Annotated in this window: 18 protein-coding genes; 6 read left to right on the top strand and 12 right to left on the bottom strand. The window is 48.0% G+C overall.

Features of this window, described 5'->3' with window-relative positions; all coding sequences use genetic code 11:
* The first annotated feature begins 8 nt into the window (after nucleotides 1-8).
* Together ACFSUS_RS03170 and ACFSUS_RS03175 are read left to right on the top strand one after the other, a co-directional pair.
* Nucleotides 9-689 carry a response regulator gene (locus ACFSUS_RS03170; protein WP_381519160.1) on the top strand — a complete coding sequence of 227 codons (681 nt, stop codon included), beginning with the start codon at nucleotides 9-11 and terminating at the stop codon, nucleotides 687-689.
* 85 nt (nucleotides 690-774) lie between these two features.
* Nucleotides 775-2,181: a sensor histidine kinase gene (locus ACFSUS_RS03175; RefSeq protein ID WP_381518944.1), complete on the top strand. Its 1,407-nt coding sequence runs from the start codon at nucleotides 775-777 to the stop codon at nucleotides 2,179-2,181.
* A gap of 40 nt (nucleotides 2,182-2,221) precedes the next feature.
* Here the strand turns inward: ACFSUS_RS03175 and ACFSUS_RS03180 are convergent, their stop codons facing one another.
* The 11 genes from ACFSUS_RS03180 to ACFSUS_RS03230 form a co-directional block, all read right to left on the bottom strand.
* Nucleotides 2,222-2,911 (bottom strand): hypothetical protein, encoded by a 690-nt coding sequence (locus ACFSUS_RS03180; protein ID WP_381518947.1) that lies wholly within the window; start codon nucleotides 2,909-2,911, stop codon nucleotides 2,222-2,224.
* Nucleotides 2,912-2,918: 7 nt separating this feature from the next.
* Nucleotides 2,919-3,299, bottom strand: coding sequence for a GntR family transcriptional regulator (locus tag ACFSUS_RS03185; protein WP_381518950.1), 381 nt, complete (start codon nucleotides 3,297-3,299; stop codon nucleotides 2,919-2,921).
* A 2-nt stretch (nucleotides 3,300-3,301) separates the two neighbouring features.
* Nucleotides 3,302-4,126, bottom strand: a complete 825-nt coding sequence (locus ACFSUS_RS03190) for a hypothetical protein (RefSeq protein WP_381518953.1) — start codon at nucleotides 4,124-4,126, stop codon at nucleotides 3,302-3,304.
* Nucleotides 4,123-4,995: an ABC transporter ATP-binding protein gene (locus ACFSUS_RS03195; RefSeq protein WP_381518955.1), complete on the bottom strand. Its 873-nt coding sequence runs from the start codon at nucleotides 4,993-4,995 to the stop codon at nucleotides 4,123-4,125. The genes ACFSUS_RS03190 and ACFSUS_RS03195 overlap by 4 nt, the downstream gene beginning before the upstream one ends.
* Before the next feature lie 163 nt (nucleotides 4,996-5,158).
* Nucleotides 5,159-5,392, bottom strand: a complete 234-nt coding sequence (locus tag ACFSUS_RS03200; RefSeq protein WP_381518958.1) for a hypothetical protein — start codon at nucleotides 5,390-5,392, stop codon at nucleotides 5,159-5,161.
* A 115-nt stretch (nucleotides 5,393-5,507) separates the two neighbouring features.
* On the bottom strand, nucleotides 5,508-5,744 hold the full coding sequence (locus ACFSUS_RS03205; RefSeq protein WP_381518960.1) for a hypothetical protein: 237 nt from the start codon (nucleotides 5,742-5,744) through the stop codon (nucleotides 5,508-5,510).
* Nucleotides 5,745-5,870: 126 nt separating this feature from the next.
* Entirely contained in the window at nucleotides 5,871-6,170 is a 300-nt protein-coding gene (locus tag ACFSUS_RS03210; RefSeq protein ID WP_381518963.1) for a hypothetical protein, read from the bottom strand.
* Nucleotides 6,171-6,221: 51 nt separating this feature from the next.
* Nucleotides 6,222-6,608: a hypothetical protein gene (locus tag ACFSUS_RS03215; protein WP_381518964.1), complete on the bottom strand. Its 387-nt coding sequence runs from the start codon at nucleotides 6,606-6,608 to the stop codon at nucleotides 6,222-6,224.
* 100 nt (nucleotides 6,609-6,708) lie between these two features.
* Nucleotides 6,709-8,304 carry a peptide chain release factor 3 gene (locus ACFSUS_RS03220; protein ID WP_381518967.1) on the bottom strand — a complete coding sequence of 532 codons (1,596 nt, stop codon included), beginning with the start codon at nucleotides 8,302-8,304 and terminating at the stop codon, nucleotides 6,709-6,711.
* Nucleotides 8,305-8,430: 126 nt separating this feature from the next.
* On the bottom strand, nucleotides 8,431-8,808 hold the full coding sequence (locus ACFSUS_RS03225) for a DUF423 domain-containing protein (protein ID WP_381518969.1): 378 nt from the start codon (nucleotides 8,806-8,808) through the stop codon (nucleotides 8,431-8,433).
* A gap of 115 nt (nucleotides 8,809-8,923) precedes the next feature.
* A complete protein-coding gene (locus ACFSUS_RS03230; RefSeq protein ID WP_381518972.1) occupies nucleotides 8,924-9,583 on the bottom strand; it encodes a YggS family pyridoxal phosphate-dependent enzyme in 660 nt (219 codons plus the stop codon).
* A 183-nt stretch (nucleotides 9,584-9,766) separates the two neighbouring features.
* Here ACFSUS_RS03230 and ACFSUS_RS03235 point away from each other — a divergent pair, with 183 nt between their 5' ends.
* The 4 genes from ACFSUS_RS03235 (at nucleotide 9,767) to rplI (ending at nucleotide 12,014) form a co-directional block, all read left to right on the top strand.
* Nucleotides 9,767-10,708 carry a hypothetical protein gene (locus ACFSUS_RS03235; protein WP_381518974.1) on the top strand — a complete coding sequence of 314 codons (942 nt, stop codon included), beginning with the start codon at nucleotides 9,767-9,769 and terminating at the stop codon, nucleotides 10,706-10,708.
* A gap of 124 nt (nucleotides 10,709-10,832) precedes the next feature.
* On the top strand, nucleotides 10,833-11,207 hold the full coding sequence (rpsF, locus tag ACFSUS_RS03240) for a 30S ribosomal protein S6 (protein WP_381518976.1): 375 nt from the start codon (nucleotides 10,833-10,835) through the stop codon (nucleotides 11,205-11,207).
* A gap of 2 nt (nucleotides 11,208-11,209) precedes the next feature.
* A complete protein-coding gene (gene rpsR, locus ACFSUS_RS03245; protein ID WP_012925715.1) occupies nucleotides 11,210-11,461 on the top strand; it encodes a 30S ribosomal protein S18 in 252 nt (83 codons plus the stop codon).
* Nucleotides 11,462-11,570: 109 nt separating this feature from the next.
* A complete protein-coding gene (rplI, locus tag ACFSUS_RS03250; RefSeq protein ID WP_381518981.1) occupies nucleotides 11,571-12,014 on the top strand; it encodes a 50S ribosomal protein L9 in 444 nt (147 codons plus the stop codon).
* A gap of 54 nt (nucleotides 12,015-12,068) precedes the next feature.
* Here the strand turns inward: rplI and ACFSUS_RS03255 are convergent, their stop codons facing one another.
* On the bottom strand, nucleotides 12,069-12,440 hold the full coding sequence (locus ACFSUS_RS03255) for a hypothetical protein (protein WP_381518984.1): 372 nt from the start codon (nucleotides 12,438-12,440) through the stop codon (nucleotides 12,069-12,071).
* Nucleotides 12,441-12,573 lie beyond the last annotated feature (133 nt).

Below are 12,573 nucleotides of genomic sequence, written 5' to 3' on the forward strand. Positions count from 1 at the left end.
TTGCCGACATGAAGATTCTGGTAGTAGAAGACGAGCCGAAACTGGCGTCGTTTGTCAAGAAAGGTCTGGAGGAGCAATCCTGCGAAGTAGACGTTGCCTTCGATGGGCAAGTCGGTCGGACCATGGCCCTCAATAATCTCTATGACGTCATTGTCATGGATATAAACCTACCCAAGATGAATGGTTTCGACGTCGTTCAGTCCATCCGTAATGAGAGAATCCTGACGCCGGTACTGATGCTAACGGCGATGGGTTCGGTTGACGATAAATTGACGGGTTTTGAAGCGGGTGCCGACGATTACTTAGTAAAGCCCTTTGAATTCCGCGAGCTCATGGCCCGCCTTCGTGCACTCACCAAGCGAAGTAGCGAAGCAGGTATGCAGGCCAACGTACTCAAAGTAGCCGACCTTGAATTAGATTTAAACGAGAAGATTGCCCGCCGGGGTGACAAACGTATCGAATTAACGGCCAAGGAATTCGGACTGCTCGAATACCTGATGCGGAACCGGGGGCGGGTTGTGTCGCGGGTAGACATTGCCGAGAAAGTGTGGGATATTCATTTCGACACCGGCACGAATGTGATTGATGTCTACGTAAACTTCCTTCGGAAGAAGATTGATAAAGATTTCCCCCAGAAGCTTATTCATACAGTGATTGGAATGGGGTATATGTTGAAAGAAGAGCAGTAGGCGAGCTAATCAGTAAGTGAGTTGATCCATGGCTGATATTCTTTCTGTTGATTGACTCATCAACTCGTTGATTACACGACTGATTATGAACATCCGTACTCGCCTGACATTACTGTTTGTGCTGCTGGTTGCTTCGATCATGCTGCTCTTTACGGTTTCGGTTTATTATTTATACGATCAGTTCAGGCAACAGGAGTTTGAACAACGACTCGAAGAGAAGGCTTTTACAACGGTACGTCTTCGCGAAGACGTAGGTGAGTTTCCACAGGGCGACCTACCTGTCATGACCAATGAGCAGGTAACGGTTTATAATGATCAGGGAGCCGTTTTGTACAATCAGGGAAAGCAACGACCGCGCTTTCCCGTACCGGCCAGCTTCCTGAAAAAAATTACACTTCGTCAATCGCAGTACATACGGGTAGGCGAGCTTGAAGCCGTTGGGGTTCGTTACTTAAGTTCAAAGGGTAAATCGTTAATCATCGTTGCGTCGGCTAATGACCGGTATGGGTTGAGTAAACTTGACCGACTTCGCGAAATTTTATTCTTCTGCTGGCTGCTAAGCCTGGTCATTGTTGGCATAGCTGGCTATTTGTTTGCCACTGATGCCCTCAGACCCGTTTCCGAATTAATTGCCCAGGTAAACGCTATCTCAGCTACTAACATTCATCAACGACTACGTGTTGGGCGGCAACGCGATGAATTGGCTGACCTGGCCCGAACATTCAACGATATGCTTACTCGACTCGAAGAAGCGTTTATCTCCCAAAAAAGCTTTGTCTCGCACGCGTCACATGAATTACGTACGCCCCTGACCGTCATGATGGGGCAGATTGAAGTAACGCGGTTACAGTCCCGTTCCATTGACGAGTACGAAACCACGCTCGATGGACTCCTTGACGAAGTAAAGAGTATGATCAGGCTGGTTAATGGTCTGCTCGAACTAGCCCGCGCCAATGCCGATGCCGTAACGGTCAATTATCAGCCCGTGCGGATTGATGAGTTGTTGTGGCAGGCACAAAGCCAGATTCTTCAGAAGCGACCTGACTATGTAGTTGACATCGACTTCGACAATCTACCGTCGCAGGAAGAAGAACTGGTTATCAATGCTGAGGAGTCATTGCTTCAGACGGCGTTCCAGAACCTGATGGAAAATGGTTGTAAATACTCGCCCGATGGTCGTGTATCGGTCCGTATTTCGTTTGAAACAGGCGAGGTGCATCTGACCATCAGTGACCACGGGTACGGCATAGCCCAGGACGATATACCCCATATTTTTGAGCCGTTCTTCCGCTCCGATGCCACAATGACCATCAAAGGCCACGGCATTGGCTTAGCCTTAACCAAACGCATCATTGAGCTTCACCGTGGGCAGATCGCAGTTGGGTCTACCGTTGGCGAAGGCACCACATTTTATATTACCCTACCCATCCCCTATCGCTCGCCGACACCGGCGTTACCAGCCTACTCGAGTGAGGAAAGCATCAAATCCTGATGGTTGGCGCCTTCTTCCCCGAGTAGCTGCTGCGTACGTTTCATTTTGACAACCATCGCAGTGCGCCCTCCCGCAATTGAACTTCGGCCTTAGACGATACCTCTGGCCGGAATGCCAGAGCCTGTGTGTTATTAAGTCGCAACCCGCTCGAATCCTGCACATTGACCTGAAGTAGCTTGTAGTGATCACGGCCCAGGACGGCAAAACTATTCTGGCTGGCGGTCAGTTTTAGCGAATTAGCAATCGTCAGTTTGTTGGTCCGGAGCCGACTGTTCTGTAACCATACGTTCAGGCTATCGGCCGTATAATCGCTCAGCGTTAACCGGCCATCGTTAACCCTTATAGTTCTGACATCCGGCAATTGCAATAGCAAGTGAGTGCCAAGCTCCTGATTCGCATCATCGCGGGGTCTATTTAGATACCCATCGTAATCCGGCGTTAACGTAACAAACGCCGTGTCGCCCTCTTGCCGAACGCGAAAAAACTTACCCTCGTCAGGAGCTACCAACGCTTTCGGCTGGCCAGTGCTTCGAACAACTTTGATTTCATAAATGGGAGCTGCATCAATCACCCAGTGCCGGGCTGCGGGAAGCGCCTTCTGTTCAAACTGCTGGTATGGATTACGCCAGTCAATCGTACGGTATTGGTCTTTAAGCAAAATATCCGTTGCAACCATCCCAGTTAGGGTCAAAACGGCAATAATCGCCAGAAGAATATGACTTGTTTTCATTGGTAGGTCAGGGTTGGTTGGTGAAATGAGTAGCCACAAATTGCTCGTAACGTGATTCAATTTCGGGTAGGTCAATACCAAGCAGGTAAAGGTTCTTGAAAAATACCGGCAAATCGTTTTCCAGAAACTGCTCTCGGCGATAGACCCGAATACGGTCGTTGGCATCATCGGCCGGGAAATACCCAATGCCTCGTTTGTTGGCGATCACCCCCTTCTGGTTCAAAAATTCATACGTCCGCATCACCGTGTTTGGGTTTACTTCCAGTTCGGCTGCCAGTTCACGTACCGACGGAATCTTCTCGCCAATGGGCCAGCGGTTGAGCAGCACCTGCTCGCTTACGTACTCAGCAATTTGCAGGTAAATGGCTTGTTTATCGCGAAAATCCATATTTATACCTCCCGCTCTTTAAGCCTGTAAAAGGCGGTGATGTACAATAGCAGAATTGCCAGTGCGCCAACAGAGTATCGTATTTGATTGGCAATGGGCTGGGGAAAATGAACAGTGCGATAAATAGACTTGTCTGTTGGCGAAGATGTTATAAAATTGCTGAAGGGAATAATCGACGTAACATCGTTGGCGCCCGTCAGGCTTCTTAGCAGTGCAGAGTTAAGGAATATGCCCAGAAACAACAGCAAGAACGCCAGCAAGGCTACGAGTGGAAATGTGTATTTCCGAATCCATAACGAGAACACTAAGGCAAAAGGATGAAGCAAAACTGATAGGCCCCAAACCGTCGCTGACACTCTAAAGAACTCAGCTGATTCGAACCAGGACCTAAGTTTATAAGAGCCAACAATTTTTTGCTGTTCCGGTGTCCATTGCCGCTGGTTGATGTAATACACACCTAGTCCATCAATCAACGTGAAGAGAAGCAAATAAGTAAGCAGAAAACCGACTCCCGATACTAGCCACATTAATGCAATCTTTTCTAACTGCGAAGCGGGCTGTAACAAATAGGTAATGGCGCGTTTAGGCTCATTTAACACGTCTGCCTGCTGCCAGGTGAACACGTACCAGGCGGCCAGGCCAATTATAAAGAACGGTACTTGTCTATTACGATCTACAGCCATTGGATACGCCCGGTAGAACATAAAAGTCATTAAGATCAGAACGCCTACCAACAAGCCAACATTAGCCAGCAGAGCTCCCCTATTGTCGATGAAGTATTTACGCGACAACCGCCCGAAGCGGGTGAGTGAAAAAGTCTGGTTCATAGGGCAGCTAAGGTTGAGCTCGATGAGAATAACTCTTTAATACGCCCTGGCTCGGCCTGAACGGCGTTGTACAGCCGCTCCAGATCTAACCGACTGGTTTCGCCAGACTGGTTTTCGGCAACAACAGCGTAGCCGCCAACGGCTCGCTCTGAGTATAAAATCGGCTGGTCGGCCTCCAACTCCGGTACCATGCCAAACCAAAGTCGATTCGTGATTTCTTCCGCGCCAGCGTTCAGAGCAACCGTCATTTTAGAACGCGACCGCTCGGCCAGAATAATAATAGGGTCGATCAGCGCTTCGAGGTCACGCGCCTGGTGCGTGGAAATGACTACCGTTCGATGCTCATCCACGGCCCCGGCCACCAGCCGCCGAAACTGGCTCTTCGACGTAATATCCAGACCATTCGTTGGTTCGTCCATCAGTAATATGGCCGTATTAGTAGCCAAGCCAAACCCAATGAGTACTTTCTTTTTCTGCCCGTGTGAAAGTTCGTGCAACTTATGGTTGTCCGTTAACCCAAACTCACGCAGATATCCAGCCATTTGTGCCTGGTCGAAACGTGGATAAAACGGCACATTGCTGGCTATGAACTGCCCAATCCGCACTGATGGCAGATCAAACTCTTCGGGCACTAAAAATAGATCTTCGAGAAACGCGGGCTTACGATCACCCGGCTTATAATGGTTTACTTCGATTTCGCCTGCCCTAGGATACAGCAACCCCGCTATCAGCCTGAGAAGCGTTGATTTACCAGCTCCGTTTGGCCCCAGGAGCCCATAAATAGCTCCCGCCTGTAGCCGCAGATTTAAGGTTTCATAAAGTGGCTTACCTCGGCGGTAGCCAAACGAGACATCACGTAGCTCTACCATGTATATATCAGTTATACTGTATTAGATAAATAGTACACTGTAAAAGTGAGCGTTGTTTTTAATAATGTCAAGCGTTTGACACAATTTTTATTGGGGAAGTGAAATAAAAAAGCTCACCTACGACCTAAGCCGTAGATGAGCCTCTTACCGTGATTCGGTTGACCTATGGAGTGTTTTTCTTCGCCTGCTTTTTCGCTTCCTTCGAGGCCTTTAATGACTGATCAGCCCCTTCTTCTTTGGCTTTGCTGCCAGTAGCCTTAGCATCCTCCTTCATTTCCTTGGCCTTCTCTTTCGCTATCTTGGTCGTTTTCACCGCTTCTTTGCGGGTTACGTCCTGCGCAAATACTCCATTTGCCACAAATAAAGTAAGCGCTACTGCACACATGAGTTTTTTCATAGCCGTTGTTATTTTAATTCATAAACCGCCCCGTCTGCAAAAAGTTATGTCAATACCAGACCATAAAAAAAGCTTCTCTGTTGGGAGAAGCTTTTCTATTAGAAACCAAACCATTCTACCGGCTCGTGGCCTTTTTCTCGGCCTTCTTCATGCTTTTATGCTCATGCTTCATATCTTTCGCGGCATCAGCTTTCGCATCGTCGCCCGCTTTCTTGGCATCTTTCTTCATTTGCTTAGCTTCCTGCTTCATTTCTTTATGAGCAGATTTTGCTTCCTTTTTCATATCGTCCTGAGCGAACGAGGCCCCAGCCATCAACATCGTGGCAGCTACCAGGCAAAGTACTTTTTTCATGAGACTACGTAGTTAAGTGAAAGAATAGAACACTCTCTTAGAACCTGCCTACGACCAAAAGGTTATTAAACATTGGTTAAATCACTCACAATGATATGCTATGAGTGATTGCACCGAAGGCAGTCGTTACCTGGTGTTGCCATTGTTCGTTTTGGCATTCTTAACCCGGCCTCCATTCTCAGTGGCACCCTGTACTGGTTTGCTTTTGCTGGCACTGTGCGGCTGAGGTTTCGTTTTTTGGGGGGCATCCGGCTTTTGTCCGTTAAACTTCTCGGCGGCCGCTTTTTCTTTCTCTTTGTCGCTGACCCGACCCGCGCTTCCGTTGTACGGAGAACTGCTTTTTACACTTTCCCGCGATTGTCCAAAAACAACGGCTGGAGCCACCAGTAAGGCAACGATAGCGGCTTTCACGAATGCATGTTTCATAACGTGTGAGTTAGATAATTTGTAATTAATTTAGAATGAATGCCTGTAGGCCTATTTCTGGTTATCTGATGCAGGTCTTTTCTTTTTGGCCTTCACGGGGCTGGCGCTTGTTGTGGTACTACTGCGCGCATCAGTAGTCGTGGTCATTGTTGACCCATTACCGGCCGGGCCAACAGCACTACCAGACCCGTAGTTCTGATCGACGGTGTTACCGGTGCCCCCACCTGGAGTGGTACCGTTATTAGGATAGTTTTGGGGAGTGGCTGGCGCAGGAACGCTCGGCTGGGCTGCGTTTGTAGTGCTACTGTTGGTAGATGCACCTACGCTTGTATTCGTTGCCGAGCGGTTGCTTGTCGAATTGCCAGATGTACGCTGCTGAGCTGCGGCCGAGACAGCCATGGTCAGCACGATAGCGAGTGTAATGATTGTAAATCTCATCTGCGTTGAGTGGTTATGTACTGAGTAAATACATAACTCTACTCAACAGCAGTAGTTTTCAAAAAGTAAGAACCTAAGCCAGCGGGACAAGGCTCTTCACTTAAGCCGTTACCTTAAATTCCGACGTTAAATGGAATTGAATATCAGGATTATTTTGCTGATTCATGCGTAGCATCCAGTCTGATTCGGCCAGAAACACCGGGTTCTGATCTTTATCGTAAGCGATCTGGTTGCCTTTTAAGCGAATGAATTCAGCCAGTTTAACCGGGTTTTCGGCCGTGATCCAGCACGCCTTTGTATAGTTCAGCGGCACCCAACGACACTTAGCGCCGTACTCGTTTTCCAAGCGGTATTGAATAACTTCAAATTGCAGTTCACCAACGGTACCAACGAATTTGCGGTTACCAAGCTCAAGGGTAAACAACTGCGCTACCCCCTCATCAGTCAGCTGTTGAATACCCTTGTCCAATTGCTTGGACTTCATCGGATCAAGGTTCACGAGTTCCTTAAAAATCTCAGGCGAAAAGCTTGGAATGCCTTGAAACTGCAACTCCTCACCTTCTGTCAGGGTATCACCAATCTTAAACGTACCGGTGTCATAAAGACCTACTACGTCGCCAGGAAACCCTTCTTCAACCACGCTCTTACTATCAGCCATAAAGCTAAATGGCGACGCAAAACGCACGTTTTTGTCCAGACGGGTGTGGTGATAAAACTTACCCCGTTCGAACACGCCCGAGCAGATACGCAGGAACGCAATCCGGTCGCGATGACGCGGATCGAGGTTGGCGTGAATCTTAAACACAAACCCACTGAAGTTTTTTTCCTCGGGCAGCACTTCGCGTTTGTCGGTTGGCCGGGCGATCGGTTCCGGCGAAATGTCACAGAAGCCTTCCAGCAGTTCTTTGACGCCGAAGTTGTTGACGGCCGAGCCAAAAAACACCGGGGCCAGCTTACCGTCCAGATAGGCCTGCCGATCGAATGTGTCGTAAACGCCCTCAATCAGTTCAACATCTTCGCGGAGTTGAGCCGCGTCGCGGTCGCCCACTTTCTGGTCCAGCAGCGAATCTTCAAGTTCAATCGGCAAGACGTCGTCTTCAACCTTTGTCTTGTTGACTTTAAAGAAATATAACTTTTTTTCGATCAGGCTATAGACCCCTTTAAATTCGGAGCCCATGTTAACGGGCCATGTCATTGGCCGAACCCGAATGTTCAGCTTCTCTTCTAGCTCGTCGAGCAGGTCAAACGGGTTCCGGCCTTCGCGGTCTAGCTTATTGATGAAAATAATAACCGGCGTATCACGCATCCGGCACACCTCCATGAGTCGCTCGGTCTGTTCCTCAACGCCTTTAACGCAGTCGATAACCAGAATGACACTATCAACAGCCGTCAGCGTCCGATAGGTATCTTCCGCAAAGTCCTTGTGACCAGGCGTATCGAGAATGTTAATTTTCAAATTATCATACTCGAACGTCATCACCGACGTAGCAACAGAGATACCCCGCTGCTTTTCAATTTCCATGAAGTCAGACGTAGCCGACTTCTTAATCTTGTTCGATTTAACAGCCCCGGCCGTTTGAATGGCACCACCAAAGAGCAGCAGCTTCTCGGTTAGCGTGGTTTTGCCAGCATCTGGGTGACTTATGATGGCGAAGGTCCGCCGACGGGCGGTTTCAGCCTGTATATTCGTTTGCATTATTCTCAGAATCAGATAACAAAGATACGAAAAAAAGTGTAGGGTTAAGGGCAAAGGGTTATTGCATAGCTGCTTATAGCTTTTGTTACACTGCGCCCTTAGCCCCTTGCTTGAAACCCTACGCCCTTATAGAAACGCCCACAGCAACAGCGCCCAGCCTGCAATCATGGCGACGCCACCGAGTGGAGTAATGGCGCCGAGCCACGTAACACCTGTAAAGCACAAGATGTACAGCGATCCGGAGAAGATAAGTACCCCGCCTAAGAACGAATAACCAGACCAGTTAAGCAGTTTAACGATGGTCGGATTACTGCCGAATAATTGCAGGAGAACGCCCACCAGCACTAAGGCCAGAGCATGGTAAAACTGATATTTAACGGCGGTTTCGAACGTAGCGGCTCGTCCCGAAGCATCGAGCATGTTACGTAATGCGTGGGCACCAAATGCGCCGAGGGCAACACCTAATAGGCCCAGAACGGCCCCGGATTGAATAAAAAATTTCATATTATATAGTCGTTTGAACCGGGATTGAACAGATTTTGCTACTCATTGCTAGAAAACAAAATCTGTCTAATCTTTAAATCTGTTCAACCCCGCGGGGTCGCCTGTGCGGTTCTGATTAGTTTCTGGCCCCAAAAATAGCGCTCCCTACTCTAACTAACGTACTGCCTTCTTCCACAGCAATCATGTAATCTCCGCTCATGCCCATCGACAGTTCGGAAAACTGAACGTTTGGCCGCTGGATGTTGGCCAGCGTATCATACAACAGTTTTAGCCCCCGAAACTCCCGACGAATCTGAGCTGTGTTGTCGGTATTAGTCGCTAATCCCATCAAGCCAATAATGCGTACGTTAGTCATCGTGTCTATCTCAGGAGCATTCAGTAAATCAGTGGCTTCGTCGGCCGAAAGGCCAAACTTGGTTTCTTCATCGGCAATATAAATCTGGAGTAAGCAGTCGATGACTCGATTCTGCTTAGCCGCCTGTTTGTTAATTTCCTGAAGCAGTTTCAGACTATCGACCGAATGAATCAGCCCCACAAAGGGCGCAATGTATTTAACCTTATTTGTCTGTAAATGACCGATCAGATGCCACTCGATATCGGCGGGCAGTTGCGGCTGTTTGTCAACCATTTCCTGCACTTTGTTTTCGCCAAAGCGCCGACATCCTGCCTCATACGCTTCTTGCAGGAGACTAACAGGTTTGGTTTTGGTTACTGCAATCAGTTGAGCACGACCTTGCAAATCGGCCTCAATTCTGTGGATATTTTCAGCAATCATAACTACGTGAAAGGCGATACAACATCGGCCGTTTATGAAGATTGTGCAAAGATAGGTTTGAGAACTACGCGGAAAGACGTAGTTTTTGGGCGTAAACGACCTGAATAGTACAATAAACAATTCAGCGTTTTAGTTTTGGTAAGGATTTTGAAACGCAACCCTTCTGCTTAACACATGACTCCAATGGAACCTAGACCTCAACTCCAGAATAACAGCCGTAGCTATCTTCTGGCGGCACTGCTGATTCTGGCGGCCTTGAACGTATTGCTTTTGTATTTTTATTATCAGGAAAGACAGGACAACAAAACTAAAGATGCAACGATTGCCGTTAAAACGGAGGAAGTACTAACAACTAAGACGAAGCTCGACTCTATCTCGGCACAATTAGACGCAAAAATAGCCGAAATCCAGCAACTTGGCGGCAGTGTCGACTCTCTGCTAAAAGTAAAGCAGCAATTAGAAACTGACAAACGAGAACTGCGTAACGTCAACTCATTCGATAGTCGCAAATACGATCAAAAGATTCGTAATTATCAGGCACTTCTTGCCCAGAAAGATCAGGAGATTGCTCGCCTGAAAGAAGAAAATGGGGTACTAACCCAGCAGAACGAAACCCTGGTGCAGGAGAACAGCGGACTTAAGGCGGAACGCCAAACGCTTAGCGATTCAGTGGTGGCCGTGTCGGCCAAAAATCAGGAGCTTGCCGAGAAAGTAACCATTGCAGCCGCCCTTCGAGCCGAAAACGTTATGGTCACCGCCCTTAACGCACGGGGCAAAGAAAACGACGGAGGAAGCTATAAGGCCAGAAAAATCGATAAAATAAAGGTATCCGTTCGGATGGCTCCCAACGGACTGGCCCAACAGAACGAAAAAGAGTTGTACATGCGCATTCTTGATCCTAGTGGAGCCGTTGTGTCTGATATGGCAACCGGCTCAGGCGAATTTACCTACAACGGACAAGGCATGATTTACACCGCTATGCAACGATTCACCTTCGATAATACCCGCCAGAAAGTAGATTTTATTTACGGTCGGGGTGGCCAGCGTTTCAACGAGGGTCGTCATACCATCGAAATCTATTGTGAAGGCTTTCGCATCGGCGAAGGCGAGTTTACGGTGCGATAGCCAAGAGTAAAGCACAGGGTTTGGGGCAAAGGGCGTAGGGGCGAGAGTATTTTCTCCCTACGCCTTTTGCCCCACTCTTTTTTTTGCTTACCTTTGCGCCCTCATTTCAAACCAATTACAAACAATGTTTCCCAATAACTACGAAACGGTGTTCATTTTAACTCCCGTTTTATCTGATGCTCAGATGAAGGACGCCGTTGACAAGTTCCGTAAAGTGCTGACCGACAACGGGGCGGAACTCGTTCACGAAGAAAGCATGGGCCTTCGCAAGCTGGCCTATCCAATTCAGCACAAGAACACCGGTTACTACCAACTCTTCGAGTTTAAGGCGCCCGGTACCATCATCGAGAAACTCAACACCGAGTATCTTCGCGATGAGCGCATCATCCGTCACCTGACGGTTTCGCTCGATAAGCACGCTGTAGCTTACAACGATCGGAAGCGTAATGGCTTAGTGGGTAAGAAAAAACAAACCGAAAACGCCGGGGAGGCCAAGTAATCATGAGTCTGCAAAACGAATCTGTCTCGAAAACCGAGAACCGCAAAAAATACGACCGCTTTAAGAAAGCCGGTATTAAATACATTGACTATAAGGACGGCAACTTCCTGCTGAAGCTGCTCAACGAGCAAGGTAAAATCCTGCCCCGGCGGTTAACCGGCACGAGCCTGAAAAATCAGCGCAAAGTAGCCCAGGCCGTAAAACGGGCTCGTCACTTAGCCATCCTACCATACGTCGGCGATTCATTAAAATAAAGTTGTAAAGTTATAAAGTTGTGGAGTGGCAAAGTGGCTGTAGCGGATTGCTTCGGGTGCTGATAACTCTACAACTGTAGAACTCTACAACCCTACAACTTTTTTAAAGATGGAAATTATTCTAAAAACCGATATTGCTGGCCTGGGCTATAAGAACGACACCGTAACGGTGAAGCCTGGTTATGGCCGCAACTACCTGATTCCGCAAGGTTATGCGGTGATGGCAACCGATTCGAACAAGAAGATCGTTGCTGAGAACATCCGTCAGGCGGCTCACAAAGCCGAAAAAATCAAAAACGACGCTCAGGCCATTGCTGACGGCATCGGCGACATGACGTTGACCATTCCGGCTAAAGCCGGTGACAGCGGCAAAATCTTCGGACGTGTGACAAACACGCAGGTAGCTGACGCGCTGCGCGAAAAAGGCTTCGATATCGACCGCAAGAAAATTGCCGTTGACGACGTCAAGACGCTTGGTACCTACGAAGCAACACTCGACCTTCACAAAGATGTGAAGCACAAAGTGAAATTCGAGGTTGTGTCTGCCGAATAAGCACTACCCAACAATAAAAACGGCCGCCCAGTATGATCTGGGCGGCCGTTTTTGTTATATCTCAACTTCAATTTCGCCGTAATACCGTTCGAGAGGTGCCTTACTCGACTGAAACGCTGACCGTATTTCGTCGTAAGCTTTGGCATTCTTGTACCTAATCTGGATCCAATCTTTCAGTACAAGTATCTTGAGGGTCTCGCAGAGGGTCAGTTTGCCGGCATCCTGCCAGTAATTGAGTTTTTTCTTTTCGGCAATCGTCCGGTAGAGAAGGTCTCGGGCTCGTACCGAAAGTGCTATCTCTTGCAATCGTAGGGACGGGATGAGCTCGATAAACTGTTGTCGGCGATTGATTTCCTGGTGAGCTTGATCGATTAGTTGGTGTAATGACTCGAAACTTAATGTTTTAATACGCTTTTGCTGGAGCATAGCTACGGATAAGACTGTGGAACGCTGAATATTTTTTGTTAATGTAAACTTAATTCAGCACATAAACATCAATGAACGGAAAATACTTATAAAAAATAAATTAATCGGTATTTTTTTATCTTCTTACACTCTA

Origin of the sequence: Spirosoma soli (assembly GCF_042684525.1) — a bacterium.
GTDB lineage: Bacteria > Bacteroidota > Bacteroidia > Cytophagales > Spirosomataceae > Spirosoma > Spirosoma soli.